Source organism: Stenotrophomonas sp. KH_036_B (assembly GCF_057839485.1).
Window position 1 is genome coordinate 2584963 of record NZ_CM174491.1, and the last position, 25764, is coordinate 2610726.

Genomic DNA, 25764 nt, shown 5'->3' on the forward strand with positions numbered 1-25764 from the left:
CGCGCCCATCCTCGAACGTCGAAGGGAGTCAGAGATGAAAGCAGTCTTGATCGCCACCCTCACCACCCTCGCGTCGGCGGCATTTGCGCACTCCGCCACCGCGCAGGATTTCAGCTTGGGCTATGACGTCGATCGTTTCCCGGCCAAGACGCTGAGCCTGCAGGCCTGTCGCGCTGCCCTCTCGAAGGGGGCAGCAGCGGTGGGTTACACCACGCGCGTGGACCAGGATCAGAAAACGCTGGTGGTGCACGTGTCCGCCCCGCCGGGGGACGGCCGCTCGCTGGTGTCGTACTGCGTGAGCGCCGGGGACCAGACCGTGTTTCTGATCCAGGCGTTTGATTACACGCGGCCGAACAGCCCCGCGGTGGACGGCGTCAAGGCGCGGGTTGCTGCGGAGGTGCGGAAGGCGGCGGGTCGCTAGGACCCGCACCCCGACCCGACCTTGCTCTCAAGCAATCGACGCGTCGCCTCGCTCGCTTTCGTACACCGACGATGGCCCCGCCGAAAGCCGCTGAACTAGAGTGCGAAAAGAGCGACAGAAACTGCGTAGCCTCGTACAGTGCAAGAAGTTCCCCCGTGCGTATCCTATAGCTGAAAAACCAACAGGAAGGAAAGCCGCTCCTACTACACCGCATGCAGTCCCGCGGTTCGCGTTCAATGACGTCCAGACTTAGCCACACGAGGTTGACCCCGCATGAAAAAAGCATCCAGAATCATCACCATCGGCCTCGCACTCGTCATGTATGGGTCGGGCGCGCAGGCGTACGAAAGCACCGCTCAGGTCATCAAGCGTCAAGCGCCCCAAGGCATCACGGATCTGTTCTATGGCTGCGTTGAGAATGCGGGATCAGAAAGCATCGCACTTGCCGCATGTCAATCTGCGGAGAAAGAGCGACAAGACACGCGATTGAACACCGCTTATAAAGCGCTGCTCAGCAAACAGCGTGGCACGGCCAAGGACAATCTGATCCACGCCGAGCGCGCCTGGCTCGCCTTCCACAGCGCCAGCAATGCCTTTGAGTCGTCACTCTATGGCAGCGAAACAGTGAGCAGCTTCCAAGTCATGCAGAAAGAACTTTTCCGCCTTAGCGAACGCGCCACTGTTCTGGAAGAATATTTATCGATCGCAAACGATCGGTAGCCGCAACTCATAAGATTGCAGCTCTTCCTTGCGACGGGGCCTCTCTGGTGTTGTGATGCGTGAGTGCCGGAGGCCAGGCACAGAGGCCGTCCCAAAAGGCGGCCCTTCAACCCTGCTTGCCTTGAAGCTGGTCTCGGAGGAATGACTGCCAAAGTGATGCCCAGAAGCCCTTCTTCGTGGAAGAGACATCCGGAAGCTGCGTGGCATCGTGCGCGTCCTGAATCGCGAAAGCACCTACGTTGAAAATGGAAGCAGATGCAATGTCAGCACTCCTGACCACCCGCGCGAAATCAGCCGGATCGTCTTCGGTATCGTTCTTCTGACTTACTCTCGCAATTGCTTCCGAATAGTCGACAGACTTCAACACGCGGTTTGACACATCCCGATACCCACTCCACAGCGGAGTTATGGTGACGAAATCCAAGCTTGGGTTTGTCGTGGGGAGATCCACTACATAGCCGACCAACACCTTGCCGTCCCTCGTATTGATCATGACGGTTCTTGACTGACCATGCTTCAACTTTGAAAACTCAAGATCCCGAGAGCGCACCAATGCCAGCAACTCTGGCAATTCCTTCACTGGCGCGCTCAGAAAGGTGCCTATCTCCTTACCAATGAATGCAGCCATTTCCTTGATGAGCATCAGGGTGAACAGGAACGGACCACTGGGTCTATTGGGCTCCGCACCCACGCTGCTGCTCCATAGCACTCTCGTCATGGGGTCAAGATCGCCGCGATGATAGAGCCAGAAACCGGCAACCCGCTCACTGACGACTGCGTTGCTGCACACAATCAAGACGGTTGCGACCATCAACGTACCAAGCGCGGTACCAATGAAATCAAAGGGCGCAATCTTATGGAGTGCCGTGCCAAGCGCCAAGCCGTAGCTCGTCTGCAGCACCAAGTAACAGACCACCCGGCTGGCGACGAGAAATATAAAACCATGAACGGCAGCTGCCAGGAGGAGCTGGTCTTTGGGTAATCGGGCAGTGGCGTAAGCCCTAAGCCTACTCTTGGACAAAAACAGGTAACCCGCCAGAAGCGGAAGTAGAAGGGTGTTGTAAGGCACAAGCTACCTGCCAGCCACATACTTCCGGTTAGGTGCCTCGGGAACGCGGCGAGCCGACTCGATCTCAGCCTTCAATGCGGTGCGCCCGGCGTCCGAAGCGAGAAATCCCTTCAGATCGAGCTTAAGGTGGTTCCCTTTGAAAAAGACGTATGACACTTCCTGCCCCTTGAACTGTCGGTCCAAGGCCTGCCTTAACAGCTCAACAGTGGACCCAGGCTTCTTGCTCATGGCGTCATCTCGTCAAAGTCATGAGGATCGACACATCCGTCCTACGCTTCCATGTTAGCAGCCCGCCAACTGTGCGCAAACGCCTGATTTCTATGCATTTTGGCCACGCGATACATGGAGCCTTATCCGGTAGCCAAGGATGACCTCGGTCTGCCAGTCGACTTGCGATGCCCGCATCGTGCTCCGGAAGCCTGTCCAACAACGGTGCTCCGGCCAGACCTCGCAAGAGTTTGCCAAAAGCTGCCTCGAGAAAGGCGGAGTTCGCGACATGCTGGTGGAACCAGAACGGTCAAGTGCACAATTTCGCGACTTGAATATGGTTTTCACGACACGCTGGCGGTTGTAAACCATCCCAGTGCACACTTCTGCAGATGGGCAGTTGACAGCCTTTAAGCACGGCGCGCAGGATTCGCCCGTCGCCGCACAATCGGTGACCGGGATTGGCGTCCCGAGCCAGAGGCGCACCAGCGCCCGTTAATGCTTCTTGCAGGGCGATGGATCTCCACTACTTGAGGAATCCCGCCATGTCGATCGACACCCTAGCAGCACCCTCGCCCTTTGCGGTTGATATCGCCAATGACTTTGGTGTCTTGGCCGACGCTCTCGATTGGAACACTGCCGACTGGGCGGCGCTCAACGAATACCTCAAAGCCCGCGTCGCCGCGACCGGAAAGCCGCTGGGCGAGATGACGCTGCACGAGCTGCAAAGCGCGGTTTGGGCGTCAGGCCCAAAGGGAGCATACGTTTCGCACGTTCATTGCCTGATCGGCCAAGACGACACGGTCAGACACGACCTGTTCCGGGTAGCCCGGAAGCTGCTGCGCATCTACGACCTCCGGATGATCGATATGGTCAAGCTGTTCGGCCTGCTCGAGCGTTGCCCTGGCGCGATTGAGGATTTGACCGTCAGGAACCTGATGGCGTTGATTTCCGTAGTGGACTGGGCAGCGATGCCGGAACAGCCGTCACGATCTTCGATGGTCGAGGCGCCGAACACTGCCCCACCAAGCGAGAACTGACAGCCGTGTTGGACAAGCGGCCGAAGGATACGGCCCGCGCATGAAGCGGCACTCACGATATGTGCGCCGCGTGATGCCGCAGTTCACCTTACCCCCACCCGGGTGTCACCGTCTCACTACCCGCGTGCCTGCAGGATGGTGCCACCCACAACGGGTTCAACTTCGAGGCATCCGCACATGGACAAGAACCGTACTGAAGGCGCAAAGAATCAGGTCAAAGGCACCGTGAAAGAAGTTGCCGGCAAGGTGACGGGCGACAGGTCGCAGGAGCTTGAAGGCAAGGTGCAGAAGGAAGTCGGGAAGGTGCAGAGCGACGTTGGCAAGGCCAAGGATGATGCTCGGCATTGATGTTTGTTCAGCCACGCAGGGCGTGGCGCTTCTACCAGATACGCAAAACGCCCCGAAAGGGGCGTTTTGCGTATCTGGTAGAAGCGGCCCCGGTCCATTCCTGATCTGGTACATCCCCTTCCGACAGCTACAGAGGACCAACGACGATTGGATAGGCAGTCGCCATCTATTCACGTCAGGCGCAAATCAGATGCTTACAGTGCCTATGTGCCGATCAGGCTTTCAGCAGGGATGCCAAGATTCTTGTGCAACTTTCGGATCATCTCAATGGACAGGCCGCGCTTTCCGCTGAGCACTTCATACACTCGGTTCGGCTTGCCGATCGATGCGACGAGATCCTTCGGCTCCAGTCCTCCCTGCTCCATCCTGAACCTGATCGCCTGGATCGCGTTCGGTGCCTCCATTGGGAATTGCTTTGCTTCATACGCCTCAATGAGCGTTGCCATCACGTCCAGGAACTCGCCTTCCGGGCTATCGGGCGCTGGGTCAGTCTCCACAAGCCTGGAAATCGACTTCAATGCCTGCTTGTAATCTTCGGGGGTGCGAATGGGGGAAATGTGCATATCAGTCAACCTCTATCGTTTCGGCATTTATCTGATCGTATTCGGAATGCGTGCCGATAAACTTCACGTAAACGACGCCAACGCGGTAGGCAACTGCCACGATCAGACGGTAGTCATTGCCCTTGATGTTGAACACCACTCGGTTGTTCGCAATGATGCTCGCGTTACGGTAGACATCCTTGATGTCCTGAGGCGACTTCCAACCGGCCGCCTTCGCCTCGTCATACCACGCCTTCAAGGGTTGCTCGGTTGATGGGTTGGCTTCCCAATAGGCCCTGAGTGTAGCAATCGCGATAACTCTCATAGGTCAAGAATAGTCCCAATACGGGACATGTCAAGCGAACCTCGTCATAGAAATCGCCGCCGCCCGAACATTTTTCTTACAAATCAAATGCATACATTAGTGTCCGGCAGGGAGAATGAGACCGCCCCACCTCGTCTTGCGTTGCGAAGGGCTGGGCGACCGGCTCCTTATACAACGCTATCCGTATCCCGTAGTGCTCTGACGAAGATTGGCGCGTTACCTATCCACCTTCTGCACTGCATCTGGATCTGCCGCCGCCTTTTCATTCTTTCCGCCACTGGAGCGAAGTGCATTCTTAGCAGCGCGGACGATCTTCTTCTTTGCCTCTTCTGCCTTGTCCCCCTCCATGACCTCACGCTTAATTACCTCGTTGATCAGAACCTCTTTGATCTGATCCGAGTCAATTCTCACATCGGGCGACACCCTACGAAGCTCTCGACGTATTACATCGAGTACTGGCTGAGTCTGCAGCATTGCACCTACGAAGAACCGCGACAGTGCCTGCTTCTGAATGTGATACTCACCCAAGACTGATCGCTGCCAACCCTCTTTGCACCAGAGGAAGAGCAGCTCCACATCGCTTTCGGAGCGCGGATTCAACGCACAGAAATCGATCTCCAGGACCAGCTCCTGATCGATGGGCTTGGCGAAAATCAAATGATAGACCCGCCATACAACACCATTGGTCAGCAGAACCCAGTCGACACCTTGATTGGCTGCGTAGTCTATTGCCTGCTTGACGTGCTGATCCTTGAGGTCAAGGCCAATGGCTTTTACCTCGATTAGCGTCTGTAACTGCCCTTCAGTCTTGATCGCAAGGTCACAGTAGGTCCCACGAATGGCGTGCTCAGATGTGACATCTGAATACTTGTCGTATCCAAATACGTCTGCGAGCATATCTTTAATAATGGTCACGGTATCCGCCTCGCCAACATCGCGGGCCTTGGCCGCTGCAAGCACGGGCTGATATCGCTTGATCCCTGCCACCAGCCGTTCGGCAACCTTCTTCGGAACTGACGCCATTTCCTTCCCCTGGATTATCTGCGTGCAGCTGACTGTATCGCGGGTTTAGCGTGTCCACAACCGCACTACCATGCGCGCTGACAGAGTTGCCTCGCACGCTAAAAACGCTCGCCTCCAGTAAAGCGCGCCTCTGCCATCCGATTCTCTCTAGCAGATACGCAAAACGCCCCTTCCGGGGCGTTTTGCGTATCTGGCGGAGAGAGTGGGATTCGAACCCACGGAAGGTTTGACCCTTCGCCGGTTTTCAAGACCGGTGCCTTAAACCGCTCGGCCATCTCTCCGGATGTCGTGCGCCGGCCTGAGCCGGGCGCGTATTCTCGCATGGGCGGCCCGGTTTGCCCAAGGCCGCCCGCGTCACCTCACCCCGCGTCCACCGCCAACGCACCCAGGGCACTGGCCTTGATCTTCTCCTTGGCCCGCTCGCACGCGCCACCGCAGTCCAGGCGCGAGGCCTCGAGCTGGGGCGGCAGGTGTTCGGCCAGGAAGTCGATGAAGACGCGGACCGCCGGCAGCAGGCCGCGGCGCGAGGCGAACACGGCGTGGCACACACCCTGCGGCAGCGACCATTCCGGCAGCACCACTTCCAGCTCGCCGCTGCGCACGGCGTCGGCGCAGACGGTTTCGGGCAGCATGGTGATGCCGAAACCGTCCTTGACCATGCTCTGCAGCAGCGGGAAGTCGAAGCCGGCCACGCGGGGCTGCAGGTCCACACGGCGTACCGCGCCTTCCGGGCCATGCAGTTCCCAGCGCTGGCGCGCTTCGTCTTCGCTGATGCTCAGGGTGACGTGGTTGGCCAGCTCGTCCGGGTCCTTGGGGCGGCCGGCGCGGTCGAGGTACTTCGGGCTGGCGACCAGCAGTTCCTGCACCTGCCCGAAGCTGCGCATGACCAGGCTGCCGTCGTCGTCCAGCCGCGAGCGCACGCGCAGGGCGACGTCGTAGCCTTCATTGATGATGTCCACGCGGCGGTTGCTGATGTTCAGCTGCAGCCGCACCTTGGGGTACTGGGCCAGGAACTTCGGCAGCAGCTTGGGCAGCTGCATCTGCGCGAGCGAGACCGGCACGCTGGCGCGGACCAGGCCGCGCGGCTCGGCGCTGAGGCGGTCCACCACTTCGCGTGCGGCCTGGGCCTCGGCGAGCATGGTCTGGGCATGGCGGTGCACGCTGTTGCCCACGTCGGTGACCGCGAAGCGGCGCGTGGAGCGCTGCAGCAGGCGGACACCCAGGTCGGTCTCCAGCTGGCTGATGCGGCGGCTCAGACGGGATTTGGGGATGCCAAGGGCACGTTCGGCCGCGGCAAAACCGCCGTGGTCGACCACCATGGCGAAGTAGTACAGATCATTGAGGTCTTGCATACCGAAGTTCCAGATATAGAACAATACGTGGTATTCAACCACCTTTATCCCAGCGACGCAACAACCTAACCTCTTCTCCGTCGGCGGCGCCTTGACCGCCCTTCCCCGGATGACAGGTGATTGCCATGAAGCTTCTTCACATTGATGCCAGCGTGCTGGGCGACAACTCGGTGTCCCGCCAGCTGTCCGCGGCGGTGGTCGCACGTTTCAATGAGACCGTCGAGAACCTCGATGTAACCTACCGCGATCTCGATCGTAATCCCATTCCCCATTTGAGTAGTGGATCGCTTGCCCAGGCTGATGCGGCCGAGGCGACCGATGCCGAAGCGGTGATGCAGCAGTTCCTGGCGGCGGACGTGGTGGTGATCGGCGCGCCGATGTACAACTTCAGCATTCCCTCGACGCTGAAGGCCTGGATCGACCGCGTGGCGGTGGCCGGGCGCACCTTCAAGTACACCGAGAACGGCCCGGTGGGGTTGGCGGGTGGCAAGCGGGTGATCATCGCTAGCGCACGCGGCGGCATCTATACCGATTCGCCGGCCGATTTCCAGGAGCCCTTCCTGCGCCAGGTGTTCGCCTTCATGGGCATCAACAACGTGGAATTCGTGCGGGCCGAGGGCATTGCCTATTCGCCGACGCACCGTGAAGAGGCGATTGCTGCAGCGCTGGCGAGCCTTCCGGCGGCCGAGTTCGAAGAGCTGGCCGAGGCCTGATTGTTCCAGGGCGGGCGTTGAGTCCTCGTCGGACGCCCCGCCCGGGCCGGAGACCCCCTCCCCCATCCGGCCCACCCTGCGGCCCCGCGTTTGCGGGGCCGTTTTTTTTGCGTGTGGGACCGGTTGTAGAGCCAGGCCATGCCGCCTGGCTGTGCGCGGTGCTGGAGCGTAGGGCAGCCACGCATGGCGTGGCACTACGGGTCGGTTTGGCCCGAGCGGACGGCAGCCACGCATGGCGTGGCACTACGCAGAGGTTTGGCCCGAGCGGAGGGCAGCCACGCATGGCGTGGCTCTGCGGTGGGATGCGCTGGGTTGAGATGCAAAAAACCCGCCTTTCGGCGGGTTCTTCTGCATCAGGCGATGGTGTCCAGGCCGCCCATGTAAGGCTTGAGGGCGTCGGGAATGGTGATGCTGCCGTCGGCGTTCTGGTAGTTCTCCATCACCGCGATCATGGCGCGGCCAACCGCTACGCCCGAGCCGTTGAGGGTGTGCACCAGTTCGGGCTTGCCGGTGTCCGGGTTGCGCCAGCGGGCCTGCATGCGGCGGGCCTGGAAGTCGCCGGTGTTGGAGCACGAGGAGATTTCACGGTAGGTGTCCTGCGAGGGCAGCCATACTTCCAGGTCGTAGGTCTTCACCGCCGAGAAGCCCATGTCACCGGTGCACAGCAGCACCTTGCGGTACGGCAGGCCCAGCTTTTCCAGCACCACTTCGGCGGCACGGGTCATGCGCTGGTGCTCGGCCTCGCTGTCCGCCGGGGCGCACACGGTGACCAGTTCGACCTTCTCGAACTGGTGCTGGCGGATCATGCCGCGCACGTCGCGGCCACCGCTGCCGGCCTCGGCGCGGAAGCACAGCGAATGGGCAGTCATGCTCAGCGGCAGGCGCTCGGCGTCGACGATCTCGTCGCGGACAATGTTGGTCAGCGACACTTCCGAGGTCGGAATCAGGTAGCGGGTGGACTCGCCCACCGCCGTCTTGAACAGGTCGTCCTCGAACTTGGGCAGCTGGCCGGTGCCGCGCAGCGATTCTTCGTTGACCAGGACCGGGACGTTGGTTTCCTCGTAGCCGTGTTCACCGGTATGCAGGTCCAGCATGAACTGGGCCAGGGCGCGGTGCAGGCGGGCGATCGGGCCGCGCAGCACGGTGAAGCGCGAGCCGGACAGCTTGGCGCCGCTCTCACCGTCCAGGCGATGCAGGCGCGCGCCCAGCTCGACATGGTCCCGCACCGGGAAATCGAAGCTGCGCGGGGTGCCCCAGCGCTTCTGCTCGACGTTCTCCGACTCGTCCTTGCCGGCCGGGACATCCTCTGCCGGCAGGTTCGGGATGCCCATGGCGATGGCTTCGATCTTCTCGCGCAGGTCGTCCAGGGCCACTTCCGAGGCCTTGAGCTCATCGGCGAAGGCGGCCACTTCGGCCATGATCGCCGAGACGTCCTCGCCCTTGGCCTTGGCCTGGCCGATGGCCTTGGAGCGGCTGTTGCGCAGGCTTTGCAGCTCCTGGGTACGCACTTGGATGCGCTTGCGGTCGGCTTCCAGCGACTCCAGTCCGGAGACGTCCAGCTCGAAACCACGCGAGGTGCGCAGGCGTTCGGCGAGGTCGGCGGGCTGTTGGCGGAGCAGGGCTGGATCAAGCATGGCGTTTGGGCGGTATGTGCGGGTCTGGAGGGGGATTATCGCCTGTAATCCGTTTTTCTGCCGCCCGGTTCATTCCGGGCATGGCAGAATCGGGTTGTTCACCACGGTATGCCTCATGTCCGCTTCCCGCTCTTCGTCTGGCAAGAACATCACCTTCCACCTGCCCCGCCGCAGCCTCATGATCGCCGGGATCGCCTTTGGCGTCGGCGTGCTGCTGTTCCTGGTGGTGTGGTTGAGCAACCGCAACGACGATTTCTACAAGGCCGGCCCGGCCCAGACGCCGCAACAGGTGGCCGAGGTGGAGCCGCTGCCCGAACCCCTCGCCGCGGCGGCGGGTTCCAGCGACATGCCCGATGCGAAGGCACCGCCGGCGAACGAGGAACGCCCGCAGCTGGTGGAAACCGCCCCGCCCCCGCCGCCTCCGGCCGCACCGGCAGCCCCGACGACGGCGCCGGCGCAGACGGCGATGGCCGCCGGCGACCGCCCGCAGCCGATTGCCGACCAGTCACCGCCGCCCACCTACCCGCCCGCCGCGCTGCGCCGGGGCGAGGCCGGCAGCGTGGTGGTCCGTGTGGACGTGGATGCCACCGGCGTGCCGATGAACGTGACCATCGTGCAGCGCAGTGGTTCGCGCGACCTGGATCGCGCCGCCACCGATGCGGTGCGCCGCTGGCGCTTCCTGCCGGCGCAGAGCAACGGCGTGGCCGTGACCGGCAGCATCGAAGTGCCGTTTGATTTCAAGGCGCAGTAACGCGGCGCGTGGCGCGTACCGACCAGCGGTTGGTACCTGCCTCGTAATGCGTACCGACCCACGGTTGGTACCTGCCGTTTGATGCGTACCGCCCCACGGTTGGTACCTACCGCGTCGTGATCGTTCCGGGTGGTAATCGTTCCGCGTCGCCATCGTTATAGTGGTCATACGCGATCACGATCGCGTCAATCCCGTGTATAGGCCGGGATCATCATGCTGAACCTCACAGGGAATGCAGTCGCCGCGTTGACGCTTCGGTGACACACCTTCGACCGGCGGCAGGCAAGACTGCAGGCGTCAACTCGACACCAGGAGTCCGCCATGAGTGTTACCCATGCACACGACATGCCCACTTCGCCGCAGCACCAGCGCGACGTTCTCGACGATCCGGCCCGCCGCCGCACTTCTCCGTGGTTGTGGATGGCGCTGATCGTGGCGATGTTCGCCGCTGCGCTGGTCTGGCTGCGCTACGCGAATCCGACCGAGGGCGTTACCGCGCCGGTGGGCGAGCGCATGCTGCCCGCCACGGAAACGCCGGTTGCCACGACGCCTGTGCCGGCGAACCGCGAGGCCGCGCCGGCCACCACGCAGCGCCGCGCGGCGCCTGCGGTACGTAACCGCGATGCACGCCCGCTGACCAGCAATGCGAAGCCGGTGTACCCGCGTACGGCGCTGCGTAGCGGTGTGGAAGGCAGTGTGATTGCCAGCCTCAACGTGGATACGCGCGGCCAGGTGACGGACGCCAACATCGTGCAGCGCAGTGGTTCGCGTGACCGCGATCTGGATCGTGCGGTGCTGAGCACGGTGCGTGACTGGAAGTTCGAGCCGGCCCTGCAGAACGGTCGTGCCGTTGCCAGTGTGGTGCGTGTGCCGGTGGATTTCCGTACCGAGCGTTAAGGGTGTAGACGAATAACGGCGGGGGAGCCGGGGGGCCGATCTGTTTGATCGGCCCCTTTTTTTTTGTTTTTTTGGGTTTGCGCGAAGAAGAACAGACCAGAGCAGAGCAGCCGACTAACAGTCGGCTCTACCCAGTCGGCTCTACCCAGTCGGCTCTACCCAGTCGGCTCTACCCGGTCGGCTCTACCCTGCCGGTTTTACCGGTTGGATTACGCAGCCACGCATGGCGTGGCTCTACCGGTCAGGCGAGGTTGAAGCCGGTGCCGCGGGCCAGGCCATCGAAGTTGGGGAACGAGGTGGCTACGTTGGCGATGTCGTTGACGCGCACTTCGCCCGTGCTGAGCTGGCCGGCAATGGCGAAGGCCATGGCGATGCGGTGGTCACCGTGGCTTTCAATCGTGCCGCTGCCCAGTGGGTGGCCGCCGTGGATGGTGGCGCCATCTTCGGTTTCGTCCACCTGCACGCCCAGGCTGCGCAGGCCGGTGGCCATTGCCGCCAGACGGTCCGATTCCTTGACCCGCAGTTCGGCCGCACCACGCACGACGGTGTTGCCCTGCGCCGCGGCGGCGGCCACGAACAGCGCCGGGAACTCGTCGATCATGTCCGGCACCAGTGCCTCGGGGATCTCCGCACCGTGCAGCGGCGCATGACGCACCACCAGGTCGGCCACCGCTTCCCCCCCCTGCTCGGCATGGTTTTCCTCGACGATGTCCGCGCCCATCAGGCGCAGTGCCGCCAGCAGGCCGGTGCGGCGCGGGTTGAGGCCCACCTGGCGCAGGCGCAGTTCCGACCCCGGAATGATGCTGGCGGCCACCAGGAAGAACGCAGCCGACGAGAAATCGGCCGGCACCGCGATGTTGGTGGCGCGCAGGCGCTGGCCGCCCTGCAGGCGCGCCTGGCCGGGGGAGAATTCAATCTCCACGCCGAAGGCGCGCAGCATGCGCTCGCTGTAATCGCGGGTCGGGTGCGGTTCGGTCACGGCGGTGACGCCGGCGGCGTACAGGCCCGCGAGCAGCACGGCGGATTTGACCTGGGCGCTGGCCACCGGCGAGGCGAAGTCGATGCCGTGCAGCGCCTGGCCGCCGTGCACGCGCAGCGGTGGGGTGCCGTCGGAGTCGGTGTCGATCTTCGCGCCCATCTGCGCCAGCGGGCCGGTCACGCGGCGCATCGGGCGCCGCGACAGCGATTCGTCACCCACCATCACCGAGTCGAACGGCTGCGCGGCCAGCAGACCGGCGAGCAGGCGCATGCCGGTGCCGGCATTGCCGCAGTCCAGCGGCGCGCTGGGCGCCTGCAGGCCATCCACGCCAACGCCGTGCACGATGCGCTGCGACGGCGACGGGGTCTCGATGCGCACGCCCAGCTGCGAAAAGATGGCGGCGGTGGCGCGGGTGTCCTCGCCTTCCAGGAAGCCGTCGATGTGCGACACGCCGTCGGCCAGGGCGGCGAACATCACCGCGCGGTGCGACACGGACTTGTCGCCGGGAATGGTCAGGCTGCCCTGCAGGGGCTGGCCCTTGCGGGCGATCCAGTAAGCGGAAGCGGTCATCGATGAATCCTGTCAGGCCGCCCACAGGGGCGGCAGTAATGCGGAAAGTCGTTGCAACGGCGCCGTACGCGGGGCGGCAGCGCCGGTCGAATCAGGGCACGGCGACGGGATAGGAGCCCAGCACCTTGATCTGCGCCGAATGCGCCTCCAGCTCGGCCAGTGCGGCCTGCATGGCGGGGTCGTCGATGTGGCCGGCCAGGTCGATGAAGAACCCGTACTCCCACTTGGCGTTGTGCGACGGACGCGATTCGATGCGGTTCATGCTGATGCCGTGGCGGGCAAACGGGCTGAGCACGTCGAACAGCGCGCCGGGCTTGTCGTGGATGAACACCAGCACCGAGGTGCGGTCGTGCCCGGAGGTCGGGAAGAACTGCCGGCCCACCACCAGGAAGCGGGTGGTGTTGTCGGCATCGTTCTGGATCGGCTTGGTCACCACTTTCTTCAGGCCGTACACGTGCCCTGCACTCTCGCCACCGATGGCCGCCGCGTCGTCGGCATTGCGGGCGCGCCGCGCGCCTTCGGCGTTGCTGGAGACCGGCACCTTTTCCGCCTTGGGCAGGTTGGCACGCAGCCACGACGAGGTCTGCATGAACGACTGCGGGTGGCCGTACACGCGCTCGACATCCTCCAGCCGGCCGCTGCGCGACATCAGGTACTGCTGCACGCGCAGCTCGACTTCACCGCAGATCTTGAGGTTGGAGGTGAGGAACATGTCCAGGGTGATCTGGATGGTGCCCTGCCCCGAGTTCTCCACCGGCACCACGCCGAAGTCGGCGTTGCCTGCTTCCACTTCCTGGAACACTTCTTCGATGCTGGCCAGCGGCAGGCCCAGCGCCGAGCGGCCGAAATGCTTGAGCACGGCCTGCTGGCTGAAGGTGCCTTCCGGGCCGAGGTAGCCGATCTTCAGCGGCTCCTGCTGGGCCAGGCAGGCGGACATGATTTCGCGGAACACGTGCACCAGCACTTCATCGCTGAGCGGACCTTCATTGCGATCCACCACCATGCGCAGCACCTGTGCTTCGCGTTCGGGGCGGTAATAGTCCACGGCGGCAGCGAGCTTGCCCTTGGCCTTGCCGACCTGGTGGGCGAACTGCGCGCGCTCGGCGATCAACGCCTGGATGCTGCGGTCGATGTGGTCGATCTTGGCGCGCACATCGGACAGCACGGGCGCGGCGGCGGCCGGCAGTGCATCGGCCTTGGCCTTGGCCGGTTTGGGCGCGGCCTTGGTCGAGCTGGCCGGTGCAGGCTTGGCGGAGGGTGCCTTGGGCTTGGCGGGTTTGGTGGCCATCAGGGGTTCCAGGTGCAGTGGGGCGGCCAGCGCCCCGGTAAATTTGAACGCGTCAGCCGTTGCGCTGCTGGAAGTCGCGCATGAAGGCGACCAGCGCCTGCGCGCCTTCCACCGGCAGGGCGTTGTACAGCGAAGCACGGATGCCGCCGACCGCCTTGTGGCCCTTCAGCGCCAGCAGCCCGGCAGCCTTGGATTCACTGACGAAGCGTGCGGTGAGGGTTTCATCGGGGAGGAAGAACGGAATGTTCATGCGCGAGCGCGCCGCCGGCACCACCGCGTTGCGGTAGAAGCCGCCGGAGGCATCGATGGCGCCGTAGACCAGGGCGGACTTGGCGGCGTTGCGCCGCGCGAACTCCTGCACGCCGCCTTCGGCGAGCATCCACTGGAACACCAGCCCGGCCAGGTACCAGTTCCAGGTAGGCGGGGTGTTGAGCATGGAATCGCGCGCGACGTGCGAGCGGTAATCGAAAATGTCCGCGCGCGGTTGGCCGCTGCGGTCGAGCAGGTCGCGGCGCACGATCACCACCGACACGCCGACCGGGCCGAGGTTCTTCTGCGCGCCGGCATAGATCAGCCCGTAGCGCGAGACATCGAGCGGTTCGCTGGCGATGGACGAGCTGAAATCGGCGAACAGCGGGACGCCGCCCACGTCGGGGGTGTCACGGAACTCGACGCCGTGGATGGTCTCGTTCGCGGTGATGTGGACGTAGGCCGCATCATCGGAAAGCTGCCACTGGTCGCGCGGCGGAATGTCGTGGAAGCCGTTGGCTTCGCTGCTGGCGGCAACGTTGACCGTGACGTAGGGGCTCACCTGCTTGATGGCGGTCTTGCCCCAATGGCCGGTGAGCACGTAGTCCACGGTCTGGCCGGGCGCGGCAAAATTGAGCGCGAGCAGGGCCTGCTGGGTGGTGGCCCCGCCGGCCAGGAACATCACCGCGTAGTCGTCCGGAATGCCGATCAGGCGGCGCAGGTCCGCTTCGGCCTGGGCGGCAACGGCCATGAATTCCGGGCCGCGGTGGCTCATTTCAACAATGGAGGCGCCAGCGCCGTTCCATTCCAACATCTCTTCCTGCGCCTGGCGCAGGACCGATTCCGGCAGGGTTGCAGGGCCGGCACTGAAGTTGAACGCGCGCGTCATGTCACACCTATGGGGCAAGACCCCTAGTATGCCGCAGCGCACCAGCCTTTAGGCCTTGCAGCACAAGGCCAATTTGGTTGCGTTTGAATCTATCTGGTCAGCGCGCGCCGAACCACAGCAGCAGGCTGAGGAGGGCGGCCAGCAACAACGCACTGCCGAGCAGCCAAGGCCAGCGGCTCACCCGGCGCGGCTTGGCCGGTGCTTCCACCGCCGCCGGCAGGTCGAGCAGCTCATCCTCTTCGTGGCTGGCCACGCGCTTGCGACCGTCGTGCGGGACTTCCAGCACGAACCGGTGCTGGGCGTCGAACACCAGCTGGTCACCCGGCTGCAGCCAGCAGTGCCGCACGCTGACGCCGTTGACCCGGGTCGACTCGCCCGCGCCCAGATCGCGCAGCAACAACCGCTCGCCGTGCCGCTCCAGCCGCGCGTGCTGTTCGGCGAAGGCCGGGTCGTCGATGACGATGTCCGCCTCGGCCCCATGCCCGATCAGCCGGGGGCGGTCCAGGGTGAAGCTGCGGCCGTGGTGCTGCCCGCCAACGCCGCGCAGCAGGCGCGGATCGTCGCCGATTTCATCACTGCGGGAGGGGGCATGGTTGAGGGCTTCGCATTCGCCCTGGATCACCATTTCCACGCCATCGGCATAGACCGCGTCGCCGGGACGCAGCAGCGCCATGCGCCGCACCGGGCGCCCGTTGACGTGGATGCCGCGCATTCCGTTGGCCACCTGCAGCCACAGGCCGCGGTCGTCCAGGCAGAACTGCGCCAGCAGCAGGGTGCCCGCCGCGTCGCCACCGAGGCGGACGCTGCCGGACGCGTGGCGCACGATGCGCTGCACCCCGGGCCGCAGCGGCTGGTCGGGGTGTTGGCGATGGGTGAAGTGAACAAGCAGGTTCTGCACGCGGCGCAGACTATCAGGTTGGCTGTCTGGGAAGAAGAAGTGTGACGCACACCTTGGAGTTATGGGCGAGGATGCGCACAATGCACGCCCTTTCCCCGCTATCGCCCGCCAGGAGACTGTATGTCCAGCATTGATATCCGCCACGCCCACGCCCTGCCCGATGACGGTGCCCGCAAGGCGATCGAGTCGATGGTGGCCAAGCTCACCGAGAAGTTCTCGCTGGAAAGCAGCTGGGTTGGCGACGCGCTGAAGTTCAACGGCTCCGGGGTCAAGGGGCTGATCGAGCTGCTCCCGGGCCAGGTGCATGTCTCTGCCGAACTGGGCTTCCCGGTGTCGATGATGAAGGGCATGGTGGAAAGCGAAATCCAGCGCGTGCTGAAGGAAAAGCTGGGCTGAACCCACGCTGCAACCGGGCGCGGCCATCACGCCGCGCAACACCGGGCGTGGGTAGGATCGGCGGGTGGCCACTCACAGGATCGCCCCATGAACTCACACGATGACTTCGATGACCGCATTCCGGGCGACAAGCCCTCGCTGCAGGATCAGGCCGAGCGCTTCTCGCGCAAGCTGAGCGATTCGGCGCAGCAGATCTGGCTGGCCGGGCTGGGCGCGTTCGGACGCGCGCAGGCCGAGGGCAGCCGCGTCTTCGACAACCTGGTCAAGGAAGGCGAGTCGATCGACGCGCGCAACCGCGAGCAGGCCGGCGATGCGCCGCGCTGGCGCGACAACGTCGAAGAACACCTGGGCGAGGCGCGTGAAAAGGCCTCCGGCACCTGGGACAAGGTGGAGAAGGCCTTCGATGACCGGGTCCAGGGCGTGCTCAAGCGCCTGAGCATCCCCACCGCCGAAGACGTCGCCGCGCTCAACGCCCGGATCGATGCGCTCAACACCCGCGTCAACCGCGCCGAAGCCCGCAGTGCCTCGCCCAACGCAGACCCGCGCCCGGGTACCCATCAGTCGCCCGGCTCGGATCCCTGAGCGTAGACCACACGCTACCGCACGGAGATTGTTGCAAAGCAGCACGACTTTGTTGACAATCGAAAACGACCCGCCAATCGCTTCTGCGCCGTTTGTTCCCTCCCCTCACGGCTACGGATTGGCGGGTTTTTCGTGTCCGGGATGCAGCGGCACGAAATGAGACTTCCATCACCGACCCGACCATCGATGCGCGAGTCGAGACTAAAACGACACCCCACAGACAGGCGCGAGCGCATATAAACTGTCTACGCACATCCGTGTTCATTTCATAGGCCTCATGTTCTCCTGGATTCTGGCTCTCCTGTTGGCCCTCGTTGTCTGGTCCCTGGCCGCCGCCTACTTCTGGCTGGTGAAACGCCGCCGCAAGGAGACCCGCCTGGGCCTCAACGCGTTGGCCGGCATGCACTGGCGCGATTTTTCAGAAATCGTCAAGCGGGCGTTGCGCGAGCAGCGCGGGCTGCAGGATGTTCCCGACCATGTCGATGAGAGCCACGAGCCGCGCAGCGATTTCCTGATGCAGAACGCCCAGCAGCAGCGCTGGCTGGTGTCGTGCAAGCATGGCCGCGCCTATCGGATCGGCACCGCGGCGGTGAACGAACTGGGCGCGGCGGCCCGCCTGGCCGGCGGCCGTGGCGGGATCCTGATCACCGAAGGACAGATCGAGCGCGATGGCCGCGCCGCTGCCGAGAAGCAGCACGTGGAGGTCCTGGACGGCCGCCTGCTGTGGCCGCTGCTGCAACCCTACCTGCCCGGCGACGTGGAAGCCCGGGTCAAGCAGGCGGCACGGCGCGAGGCGATCCGACGCATTTCCATTGCCGCGCTGGGCTCGCTGACGCTGGGGCTGATCGTGGGCATGGGGTACCTCACCTCGCGGCTGGACCAGTCCGCGCGCGTGATGGCGCAGGCTCCGGCGACGGCTGCACCTGCGCCGACGGCGTCCACACCGACGCCCAAGGCGGCAGATGTGCCGGCTCCTGCGCCGGCCAGCACGGCCGCGGCCCCGGTCGAGAACGCCACTGCGCCGCCCCCTGCACCGGCCGCTGCCGCCCACGGCGGCGATCCGAATCACATCCTCGGCACCGAGCCCGATCCGGACCCGGCCACACTGGCCCGCTACCAGCGTGAGCTGGCGGCGCTGCTGAGCCAGCAGAGCGGCGTGCTCAGCGCGTTCTGGCAGACCCGGCAGACCCTGGCAATCAACCGTTCGGCAGAGATCGACGCGCTCTGGCCGCATATCTGTACGCAGGTGAAGCGCTACCCGGCGCTGCGCACGGTGCGCATCCAGCTCAACCCGCGCCTGGGTACCGACGAACCGGTGCGCTGGCGGCAGTGCGCCACGCTCTAATCCTCAGCGCGCGCCGGGGGCGAAGCGGGCAACCAGGTCCCAGGCGTCGCCCAGGAACATCTGCCGCACGCAGGTGATGGGCTGTTCGCCGCGCCAGGTCAGGCGGTCGATCACCAGGCAGGCCGTGCCCGGCTTGACCTCCAGCAGCGCAGCAGCAGCCGCATCGGCGCCCCAGGCGCTGATGCGGTGCTGGGCGCGCGTCCACGACACGTTCTGCAGCAGCCAACTGCCTGGCGCGGTGGTGTTGAAATCGACCGCCAGCACGTCCGGCACGCCCACCGGGCTGATCAGCCGGTGCTCCAGCGCGAACGGTTTGCCATCAGCGCGGTGCAGGCAGCGTATCGCCAGCAGTTTTTCGCTCCCTGACAAGGCCACTTCCTCGCTGGCCTCGGCATTCGGGCTGCGGTAGGCGCGATCGAGCAGCTGGTAGCCGTAGACGTGGCCGCGCGCACCGACCGCCATCGCGATGTCCGGTATTTCCAGCGCCACCTGCTCCAGGTGCGGCGGTTGCCGGGCCACGAACGAACCGGCACGGCGACGACGTTCGATCATGCCGCTCTCGGCCAGCGCGGTGAGCACCTTGTTCACCGTCATGCGCGAGCAGCCGTACTGCTCCATCAGTTCGTGTTCGTACGGGATGCGGAACCCCGGCGGCCATTCGCCGCTGAGAATGCGGCTTTCCAGCTCGGCACGGATGCGCTGGTTGAGGGTGGCTGCTTTCTTGCCCGTCACTCGGGAGTCCTGGAATGGGTGGGCGGGGATCAGCGCGCGGCGGTCAGCACGCTGCGCAGGGCCTGGGCGAAGCGCGCCGCCACGGCATCGCGCTGCACATGGCGTCCCTGCCGGACCAGTTCGCGTCCCCCGCGCCAGACCGATCGCACGGCACCATTACGTGCGGCGAACACCCAGCTGTCAAGCCAGGCATCCCCTTCGCGCGCGATCATCGCCGGGTGCTGCGGATCCAGTTCGACCACATCGGCCGGCGCGCCCACCTGCAGGCCCGTAGTCACGCCCAGCGCCTGTGCGGCGCCGCGCAACGACTGCTCGAACAACCAGCGCCCGCTGGAGGTGTCGTCCTGCGGTGCCAGCACGTTGCGCCCGCGCAACTGCAGGCGCTGGCCGTACTCGAGCAGGCGCAGTTCCTCGGCCGCATCAATCAGCACGTTGGAATCCGAGCCGACGCCGAAGCGGCCGCCGGCACGCGCGAAGCCCTGCATCGGGAACAGGCCATCGCCCAGGTTGGCTTCAGTGATCGGGCACAGCCCGACCACCGCGCGGCTGTCGAGCATGCGCTGCACTTCGTCAGCGTCCACATGGGTGGCGTGGACCAGGCACCAGCGCGCGTCGACCGCCGCGTGTTCGTACAGCCAGCGCACCGGGCGAAGACCGCTCCAGGCCACGCACGCGTCCACTTCACGGGTCTGTTCGGCGATGTGGATGTGCACCGGGCCGTCATTGAGTGGCAGCAGGGCCTGCAACTCTTCGCCGGTCACGGCGCGCAGGCTGTGCGGAGCGATGCCCAGCACCGCATCGGGCTGCCCGCGCAGCGCCTGGCGGCAGCCGTCGAGCAGCGCGGCGAAACCGTCCACGTCGTGGATCAGCCGGCGCTGCGCCGGGTTCGGCGGGGCGCCACCGAAATCGGCATGCGCGTAGAACACCGGCAGCAGGGTCAGGCCGATGCCACTGCCCTGCGCGGCAGCGGCGATGCGCGCGGCCATCTCGGCGCGGTCCGCGTAGGGCGTGCCATCGGCGGCGTGGTGCAGGTAGTGGAACTCGCCCACGCGGGTGAAGCCCGATTCGAGCATCTCCACGTAGGCCTGTTCGGCGATGGCCTGCACCGCCTCCGGCTGCAGGTGGGCCAGGAAGCGGTACATCAGCTCGCGCCAGCTCCAGAAGCTGTCGCCGCTGCGACCGCCGATCTCGGTCAGCCCCGCCATGCCGCGTTGGAACGCATGGCTGTGCAGGTTGCCCAGCCCGGGCAGCGCGATCGACAGGGGGGTATCGCCCGGCTGCGCCGGCACACCGGCGGTCACCTCCTGCAGCGTGCCCCCTACCCCGACGATCCGCACATCGCGCGCCCAGCCCTGCGGCAGCAAGGCATGTTCGGCATGGAAGGCGACGGCAGAGGCAGGGTTGGCTGGCATGACTGGACATCCCGGAAGAGGCGCCTATATTGTATAGACATATAAGCCGCCGTGGTTGCTGCCATGCACTGTGACACCCTCTGGACCAACGCCCACCTGATCACCGCCGATGGCCCTGGCCTGGGCGTGATCCGTGACGGGGTGATCGCCGCCCGCGATGGCCACATCGTGCACGTGGGCGCGGCCGGTTCGGCGGACCCTCTTGAGCCCGTTCAGCGCGTGGACTGCGGCGGGCGCTGGATCAGCCCGGGCCTGATCGACTGCCACACCCACCTGGTGTACGCCGGCAACCGCGCCAATGAATTCGAGCAGCGCCTGCAGGGCGTGAGCTATGCCGATATCGCCCGCGCGGGCGGCGGCATCGTCTCCACGGTACGCGCCACCCGTGCCGCCAGCGAGGACGCGCTGCTGGCCGCCAGCCTGCCACGGCTGGACGCGATGCTGGCCGAAGGCGTCACCACCGTGGAGATCAAGTCGGGCTACGGCCTGAGCCTGGAGGACGAGACCAAGCAGCTGCGCGTGGCCCACGAACTGGCACGCCAGCGCGCGGTGGAGGTGGTGCCCACCTTCCTCGGCGCGCACGCGGTGCCGCCCGGCCGCCAGGCGCAGGAGTACATCGACGAGGTGTGCAACGTGATGATCCCGGCGGTGGCCGCACAGGGCCTGGCCGACGCCGTGGACGTGTTCTGCGAGAGCATCGCCTTCAGCACCGCGCAGGCCGAACAGGTATTTGCCGCTGCACGGCAGCACGGACTGGCGGTGAAGATCCACGCCGAGCAGCTGACCAACCAGCATGGCGCGGCGCTGGCCGCCCGCTACGGCGCGCTGTCGGCCGACCACATCGAACACCTCGACGCCGAGGGCATTGCCGCCATGCGTGCGGCCGGTACCGTGGCGGTGCTGCTGCCCGGCGCGTTCTATTTCACCCGCGACACCACCCTGCCCCCGATCGACGCGCTGCGCGCGGCCGGGGTGCCATTGGCGCTGGCCACCGACAGCAACCCGGGCACGTCGCCGCTGACCAGCCCGCTGCTGGCCATGAACATGGCCGCCACCCTGTTCCGCATGACCGTGGACGAGTGCATCGCCGGCTTCACTCGTGAAGCGGCGCGTGCACTCGGCCGGCAGGACCGGATCGGACGGCTGGCGGTCGGCCTGGACTGCAACCTGGCCCTGTGGGACATCGAGGCACCCGCCGACCTTGTCTACCGCATGGGCTTCAATCCCCTGCACGCGCGTGTGGTGCGCGGCGTATCCGTCTGACCTTTGTGATGTCTGGAGATTCCATGAGCAACACCCTGACCCTGCAGCCCGGCGCGGTGACGCTGACCCAGTGGCGCGCGATCTACGACGGTGCGCGCGTGCGCCTGGACCCGGCCTCCGCCGAGGCCGTCCTGCGCAGCGCGCAGACGGTGGCCGCCATCGTCGCCAAGGGCGAACCGGTGTACGGCATCAACACCGGCTTCGGCAAGCTGGCCAGCGTCCGTATCGAGCGCGACGACCTGGAGACACTGCAGCGCAATATCGTGCTCTCGCACGCGGCCGGCGTGGGCGAGCCGATGCCGGCCGCCGTGGTGCGGCTGATGATGGCGCTCAAGCTCACCAGCCTGGCCCAGGGCGCCTCCGGCATCCGCCCGGAAACGCTGGCCCTGCTGGAAGCCTTCCTGCAGCACGACATCGTGCCGGTGATTCCGTGCCAGGGCTCGGTGGGCGCCTCGGGCGACCTGGCCCCGCTCTCGCACCTGGCCAGCGTGATGATCGGGGTGGGTGAGGCCTTCGTGGGCGGCGAGCGCCTGCCGTCGGCAGAGGCGCTGGCCCGGCTTGGGCTGGCGCCGTTGGTGCTGGGCGCCAAGGAAGGCCTGGCGCTGCTCAACGGCACGCAGTACTCCACGGCGTACGCGCTGGCCGGCCTGTTCGAGATCACCACCGTGTTCCAGGCCGCACTGGTCACCGGCGCGCTGTCGGTGGAAGCGGCCAAAGGCTCGGACACGCCGTTCGATCCGCGCATCCATCAGATCCGCGGCCAGCGCGGGCAGATCGCCGCCGCCGCCGCGCTGCGCACGCTGATGCAGGGCTCGGCGATCCGTGAATCGCACCGCGACAACGACGTTCGCGTGCAAGACCCGTACTGCCTGCGCTGCCAGCCGCAGGTGATGGGCGCTGCCTACGATGTGATGCGCCAGGCCGCCACCACACTGGCGATCGAAGCCAACGGCGTGTCCGACAACCCGCTGGTGTTCACCGATACCAACGAGGCCCTGAGCGGCGGCAACTTCCACGCCGAACCGGTGGCGTTCGCGGCCGACATGCTGGCGATGGCGGTCTGCGAGATCGGCTCGATCAGCGAACGCCGCACCGCGATGCTGGTCGATCCGGCGCTGTCCGGCCTGCCCGCCTTCCTCACCCCGAAGCCGGGCCTCAACTCGGGCTTCATGATTCCGCAGGTCACCGCCGCCGCGCTGGTGTCGGAAAACAAGCAGCGCGCCTACCCGGCCAGCGTGGATTCGATCCCGACCTCAGCCAACCAGGAAGACCACGTGTCGATGGCCGCGCATGGCGCGCGCCGCCTGCTGCAGATGGCCGAGAACGCGGCCAACGTGGTCGGCATCGAGCTGCTGGCCGCCGCGCAGGGCTGCGACTTCCACGCCGGCCTGCGTTCCAGCGGAGCACTGGAACGCGTGCGTGGCCGACTGCGGGCGCAGGTGCCGACCCTGCAGGACGACCGCTATTTCCACCCCGACATGCTGGCGGCGACCGCGCTGGTGCGCAGCGGCGCGCTGGCCGAAGGCCTGGCCGACATCCTGCCGCAGGTGGAGCCGCTGGCATGAACCGCCACCCGGAGTGGCTGCAGGTCCACGAGGGCGATGCGCCGCTGATCGTCAGCTTCCCGCATACCGGCAGCGAACTGCCCGATGCGCTGGTGGACGGCTTCGTCTCGCCGTGGCTGGCACGCCGCGACGCGGATTGGTGGGTGCACGAGCTGTATGACTTCGCCCAGCGCCTCGGCGCGACCACGGTGCGCTCGGCGATCTCGCGTTCGGTGATCGATCTCAACCGCGATCCCAGCGGGGTGTCGCTGTATCCGGGCCAGAACACCACCGGGCTGTGCCCGCTGACCACCTTCGACAACCAGCCCCTGTACCACGCGGGCCGGGCGCCGGATGCGGACGCCATCGCCCTGCGCCGCGACACCTGGTTCGCGCCCTACCACGACGCGCTGTCCGCGCAGATCGCCCGGTTGCGCCAACGACACGCCACCGTGGTGGTGTACGACGCGCACTCGATCCGCTCGCACATTCCGCACCTGTTCGACGGTGAGCTGCCGCAGTTCAACCTGGGCACGGCGGGGCCGTCCGGCGCGCCGGATACCTCGTGCGACAACGCGCTCAGCGACGTGGTGGAGAACCTGTGCCGGCTCAGCGGGATGGGCCACGTGCGCAACGGCCGCTTCAAGGGCGGCTGGATCACCCGCCACTACAGCGACATCCCCGGCGGCGTGCACAGCCTGCAGATGGAGCTGGCCTGCCGCGGCTACATGCACGAACCGGAACAGGTGGACGTGCACAGCTGGCCCACCCCGCTCGACCCCGATCACGCTGCACCGCTGCGCCAGACGCTGCAGCAGGTGCTGACTGCCTGCCTTGAATTCGCGAACTCCCGGAGTGCTGCATGACCCGTCACGATTCCACCCGCACCATCATCGCGCCCACCGGCACCACGCTCACCGCCAAGAGCTGGCTGACCGAGGCGCCGCTGCGCATGCTGATGAACAACCTGCACCCGGACGTGGCCGAGCGCCCGCAGGAACTGGTGGTGTACGGCGGCATCGGCCGCGCCGCGCGCGACTGGGAAAGCTTCGATGCCATCGTCGAAACGCTCACCCGCCTGGACGACGACCAGACCCTGCTGGTGCAGTCCGGCAAGCCGGTCGGCGTGTTCCGCACCCATGTGGATGCGCCGCGCGTGCTGATTGCCAATTCCAACCTGGTGCCGCGCTGGGCCAACTGGGACCACTTCAACGAGCTGGATAAGAAGGGCCTGGCGATGTACGGCCAGATGACCGCCGGCAGCTGGATCTACATCGGCGCGCAGGGCATCGTGCAGGGCACCTACGAGACCTTCGTCGAAATGGGTCGCCAGCACTACAACGGCAGCCTGGCCGGCAAGTGGCTGTTCACCGGCGGCCTGGGTGGCATGGGCGGCGCGCAGCCGCTGGCCGCGGTGATGGCCGGCGCCTCGTGCCTGGCGGTGGAATGCCGCCGGAGCAGCATCGAGATGCGCCTGCGCACCGGCTACCTGGACACCTGGACCGACGACCTGGACGAGGCGCTGCGCCTGATCGAGGAATCGTGCACGGCGAAGAAGCCGCTGTCGGTCGGCCTGCTCGGCAACGTGGCCGACGTGCTGGACGAGCTGCTGGTGCGCGGGGTCAAGCCGGACCTGCTGACCGACCAGACCTCCGCGCATGATCCGGTCAACGGCTACCTGCCGCAGGACTGGACGGTGGAAGAGTGGGACGCAAAGCGCGTCTCCGCGCCGAAGGACGTGGAAGCCGCCGCGCGCGAATCGATGGCCAACCACATCCGCGCCATGCTCGCCTTCCATGCGCTGGGTGTGCCGACCGTGGACTACGGCAACAACCTGCGCCAGATGGCGCTGGAAGAAGGCGTCGAGAATGCCTTCGACTTCCCCGGTTTCGTGCCCGCCTACATCCGCCCGCTGTTCTGCCGCGGTATCGGCCCGTTCCGCTGGGCCGCGCTGAGCGGCGATCCGGAGGACATCGCCAAGACCGATGCCAAGGTGAAGGAGCTGATTCCGGACAACCCGCACCTGCACCGCTGGCTGGACATGGCCGCCGAGAAGATCAAATTCCAGGGCCTGCCGGCGCGCATCTGCTGGGTCGGGCTGGGCGACCGCGACCGCTTGGGGCTGGCCTTCAACGAGATGGTCGCCAACGGCGAACTGAAGGCACCGGTGGTGATCGGCCGCGATCACCTGGACAGCGGCAGCGTGGCCTCGCCCAACCGCGAGACCGAGGCGATGGCCGACGGTTCGGATGCGGTGTCGGACTGGCCGCTGCTCAACGCCCTGCTCAATACCGCCAGCGGCGCCACCTGGGTGTCGCTGCACCACGGCGGCGGCGTCGGCATGGGGTTCTCGCAGCATGCCGGCATGGTGATTGTGTGCGACGGCACCGAAGCGGCCGCCAAGCGCATCGCGCGGGTGCTGTGGAACGACCCGGCCACCGGCGTGATGCGGCATGCGGATGCGGGGTATGAGATCGCGATTGAATGCGCGAAGGAGAAGGGGCTGGATCTGCCTGGGATTCTCTGAGGGCGCGCCGATCAACGGTCGACACCTGGCGTGGAGGATTCCTCCGTC

At 65.6% G+C, this 25764-nt stretch carries 27 protein-coding genes and 1 tRNA gene; 14 read left to right on the forward strand and 14 right to left on the reverse strand.

Annotated elements, in window-relative coordinates; all coding sequences use genetic code 11:
* Positions 1 to 46 precede the first annotated feature (46 nt).
* Positions 47 to 421 carry a DUF6180 family protein gene (locus AC3ITN_RS11635; protein WP_489390595.1) on the forward strand — a complete coding sequence of 125 codons (375 nt, stop codon included), beginning with the start codon at positions 47 to 49 and terminating at the stop codon, positions 419 to 421.
* 273 nt (positions 422 to 694) lie between these two features.
* A complete protein-coding gene (locus AC3ITN_RS11640) occupies positions 695 to 1141 on the forward strand; it encodes a lysozyme inhibitor LprI family protein (RefSeq protein ID WP_489390596.1) in 447 nt (148 codons plus the stop codon).
* A gap of 106 nt (positions 1142 to 1247) precedes the next feature.
* On the opposite strand, the gene AC3ITN_RS11645 is transcribed toward AC3ITN_RS11640, so the two are convergent.
* Together AC3ITN_RS11645 and AC3ITN_RS11650 are read right to left on the reverse strand one after the other, a co-directional pair.
* The gene (locus AC3ITN_RS11645; RefSeq protein ID WP_489390597.1) at positions 1248 to 2210 is read right to left on the reverse strand and encodes a hypothetical protein; all 963 of its coding nucleotides are present in this window, start codon (positions 2208 to 2210) and stop codon (positions 1248 to 1250) included.
* Positions 2211 to 2213: 3 nt separating this feature from the next.
* A complete protein-coding gene (locus AC3ITN_RS11650; protein ID WP_489390598.1) occupies positions 2214 to 2438 on the reverse strand; it encodes a hypothetical protein in 225 nt (74 codons plus the stop codon).
* 524 nt (positions 2439 to 2962) lie between these two features.
* Between AC3ITN_RS11650 and AC3ITN_RS11655 the strand changes: the two genes are divergently transcribed.
* Together AC3ITN_RS11655 and AC3ITN_RS11660 are read left to right on the forward strand one after the other, a co-directional pair.
* Positions 2963 to 3457, forward strand: coding sequence for a hypothetical protein (locus tag AC3ITN_RS11655; RefSeq protein WP_489390599.1), 495 nt, complete (start codon positions 2963 to 2965; stop codon positions 3455 to 3457).
* 177 nt (positions 3458 to 3634) lie between these two features.
* A complete protein-coding gene (locus AC3ITN_RS11660) occupies positions 3635 to 3805 on the forward strand; it encodes a CsbD family protein (protein ID WP_489390600.1) in 171 nt (56 codons plus the stop codon).
* 203 nt (positions 3806 to 4008) lie between these two features.
* Here the strand turns inward: AC3ITN_RS11660 and AC3ITN_RS11665 are convergent, their stop codons facing one another.
* From AC3ITN_RS11665 to AC3ITN_RS11685, 5 genes are all read right to left on the reverse strand, one after another.
* The gene (locus tag AC3ITN_RS11665) at positions 4009 to 4368 is read right to left on the reverse strand and encodes a helix-turn-helix domain-containing protein (RefSeq protein ID WP_489390601.1); all 360 of its coding nucleotides are present in this window, start codon (positions 4366 to 4368) and stop codon (positions 4009 to 4011) included.
* A gap of 1 nt (position 4369) precedes the next feature.
* A complete protein-coding gene (locus tag AC3ITN_RS11670; RefSeq protein ID WP_489390602.1) occupies positions 4370 to 4606 on the reverse strand; it encodes a type II toxin-antitoxin system HigB family toxin in 237 nt (78 codons plus the stop codon).
* Positions 4607 to 4888: 282 nt separating this feature from the next.
* Positions 4889 to 5695 (reverse strand): type I restriction enzyme HsdR N-terminal domain-containing protein, encoded by an 807-nt coding sequence (locus AC3ITN_RS11675; protein WP_489390603.1) that lies wholly within the window; start codon positions 5693 to 5695, stop codon positions 4889 to 4891.
* Positions 5696 to 5886: 191 nt separating this feature from the next.
* A tRNA-Ser gene (locus AC3ITN_RS11680) sits at positions 5887 to 5976 on the reverse strand.
* A 78-nt stretch (positions 5977 to 6054) separates the two neighbouring features.
* Positions 6055 to 7047 carry a LysR substrate-binding domain-containing protein gene (locus AC3ITN_RS11685; RefSeq protein ID WP_313347170.1) on the reverse strand — a complete coding sequence of 331 codons (993 nt, stop codon included), beginning with the start codon at positions 7045 to 7047 and terminating at the stop codon, positions 6055 to 6057.
* A 125-nt stretch (positions 7048 to 7172) separates the two neighbouring features.
* Between AC3ITN_RS11685 and AC3ITN_RS11690 the strand changes: the two genes are divergently transcribed.
* On the forward strand, positions 7173 to 7760 hold the full coding sequence (locus AC3ITN_RS11690) for an FMN-dependent NADH-azoreductase (protein WP_313347276.1): 588 nt from the start codon (positions 7173 to 7175) through the stop codon (positions 7758 to 7760).
* 353 nt (positions 7761 to 8113) lie between these two features.
* Here the strand turns inward: AC3ITN_RS11690 and serS are convergent, their stop codons facing one another.
* Positions 8114 to 9394, reverse strand: coding sequence for a serine--tRNA ligase (gene serS / locus AC3ITN_RS11695; RefSeq protein WP_489390604.1), 1281 nt, complete (start codon positions 9392 to 9394; stop codon positions 8114 to 8116).
* Between the two features lie 115 nt (positions 9395 to 9509).
* Here serS and AC3ITN_RS11700 point away from each other — a divergent pair, with 115 nt between their 5' ends.
* Both AC3ITN_RS11700 and AC3ITN_RS11705 read left to right on the forward strand, forming a co-directional pair.
* On the forward strand, positions 9510 to 10145 hold the full coding sequence (locus AC3ITN_RS11700; RefSeq protein WP_313347174.1) for an energy transducer TonB: 636 nt from the start codon (positions 9510 to 9512) through the stop codon (positions 10143 to 10145).
* A 321-nt stretch (positions 10146 to 10466) separates the two neighbouring features.
* The gene (locus tag AC3ITN_RS11705) at positions 10467 to 11042 is read left to right on the forward strand and encodes an energy transducer TonB (RefSeq protein ID WP_489390605.1); all 576 of its coding nucleotides are present in this window, start codon (positions 10467 to 10469) and stop codon (positions 11040 to 11042) included.
* Between the two features lie 241 nt (positions 11043 to 11283).
* On the opposite strand, the gene aroA is transcribed toward AC3ITN_RS11705, so the two are convergent.
* From aroA to AC3ITN_RS11725, 4 genes are all read right to left on the reverse strand, one after another.
* Positions 11284 to 12591: a 3-phosphoshikimate 1-carboxyvinyltransferase gene (aroA, locus tag AC3ITN_RS11710; protein WP_489390606.1), complete on the reverse strand. Its 1308-nt coding sequence runs from the start codon at positions 12589 to 12591 to the stop codon at positions 11284 to 11286.
* Between the two features lie 91 nt (positions 12592 to 12682).
* On the reverse strand, positions 12683 to 13879 hold the full coding sequence (gene pheA, locus AC3ITN_RS11715) for a prephenate dehydratase (RefSeq protein WP_489390607.1): 1197 nt from the start codon (positions 13877 to 13879) through the stop codon (positions 12683 to 12685).
* 52 nt (positions 13880 to 13931) lie between these two features.
* Positions 13932 to 15017 carry a 3-phosphoserine/phosphohydroxythreonine transaminase gene (gene serC / locus AC3ITN_RS11720; RefSeq protein ID WP_489390608.1) on the reverse strand — a complete coding sequence of 362 codons (1086 nt, stop codon included), beginning with the start codon at positions 15015 to 15017 and terminating at the stop codon, positions 13932 to 13934.
* Positions 15018 to 15114: 97 nt separating this feature from the next.
* Complete coding sequence (locus AC3ITN_RS11725; RefSeq protein WP_489390609.1) at positions 15115 to 15915, reverse strand: FHA domain-containing protein; 801 nt, start codon at positions 15913 to 15915, stop codon at positions 15115 to 15117.
* A 120-nt stretch (positions 15916 to 16035) separates the two neighbouring features.
* Between AC3ITN_RS11725 and AC3ITN_RS11730 the strand changes: the two genes are divergently transcribed.
* The 3 genes from AC3ITN_RS11730 to AC3ITN_RS11740 all read left to right on the forward strand — a co-directional run bounded on the left by AC3ITN_RS11730 (position 16036) and on the right by AC3ITN_RS11740 (position 18238).
* A complete protein-coding gene (locus AC3ITN_RS11730; RefSeq protein WP_313347188.1) occupies positions 16036 to 16311 on the forward strand; it encodes a polyhydroxyalkanoic acid system family protein in 276 nt (91 codons plus the stop codon).
* An 87-nt stretch (positions 16312 to 16398) separates the two neighbouring features.
* The gene (locus tag AC3ITN_RS11735) at positions 16399 to 16893 is read left to right on the forward strand and encodes a phasin family protein (protein ID WP_489390610.1); all 495 of its coding nucleotides are present in this window, start codon (positions 16399 to 16401) and stop codon (positions 16891 to 16893) included.
* Between the two features lie 277 nt (positions 16894 to 17170).
* Positions 17171 to 18238 (forward strand): restriction endonuclease, encoded by a 1068-nt coding sequence (locus tag AC3ITN_RS11740; RefSeq protein WP_489390611.1) that lies wholly within the window; start codon positions 17171 to 17173, stop codon positions 18236 to 18238.
* 3 nt (positions 18239 to 18241) lie between these two features.
* Here the strand turns inward: AC3ITN_RS11740 and hutC are convergent, their stop codons facing one another.
* Together hutC and AC3ITN_RS11750 are read right to left on the reverse strand one after the other, a co-directional pair.
* Positions 18242 to 18970: a histidine utilization transcriptional repressor HutC gene (gene hutC, locus AC3ITN_RS11745; RefSeq protein WP_313347196.1), complete on the reverse strand. Its 729-nt coding sequence runs from the start codon at positions 18968 to 18970 to the stop codon at positions 18242 to 18244.
* Positions 18971 to 18999: 29 nt separating this feature from the next.
* On the reverse strand, positions 19000 to 20382 hold the full coding sequence (locus AC3ITN_RS11750; RefSeq protein ID WP_489390612.1) for a formimidoylglutamate deiminase: 1383 nt from the start codon (positions 20380 to 20382) through the stop codon (positions 19000 to 19002).
* 63 nt (positions 20383 to 20445) lie between these two features.
* Here AC3ITN_RS11750 and hutI point away from each other — a divergent pair, with 63 nt between their 5' ends.
* Genes hutI through hutU form a run of 4 tightly spaced genes read left to right on the forward strand, consistent with a single transcriptional unit; the run spans position 20446 to position 25716 of the window.
* Positions 20446 to 21645 carry an imidazolonepropionase gene (gene hutI, locus AC3ITN_RS11755; RefSeq protein ID WP_489390613.1) on the forward strand — a complete coding sequence of 400 codons (1200 nt, stop codon included), beginning with the start codon at positions 20446 to 20448 and terminating at the stop codon, positions 21643 to 21645.
* 23 nt (positions 21646 to 21668) lie between these two features.
* Positions 21669 to 23210 carry a histidine ammonia-lyase gene (gene hutH / locus AC3ITN_RS11760; RefSeq protein ID WP_489390614.1) on the forward strand — a complete coding sequence of 514 codons (1542 nt, stop codon included), beginning with the start codon at positions 21669 to 21671 and terminating at the stop codon, positions 23208 to 23210.
* Positions 23207 to 24055, forward strand: a complete 849-nt coding sequence (gene hutG, locus AC3ITN_RS11765) for an N-formylglutamate deformylase (protein ID WP_489390615.1) — start codon at positions 23207 to 23209, stop codon at positions 24053 to 24055. The genes hutH and hutG overlap by 4 nt, the downstream gene beginning before the upstream one ends.
* On the forward strand, positions 24052 to 25716 hold the full coding sequence (hutU, locus tag AC3ITN_RS11770) for a urocanate hydratase (protein WP_489390616.1): 1665 nt from the start codon (positions 24052 to 24054) through the stop codon (positions 25714 to 25716). Before hutG ends, hutU begins: the two co-directional genes overlap by 4 nt.
* Positions 25717 to 25764 lie beyond the last annotated feature (48 nt).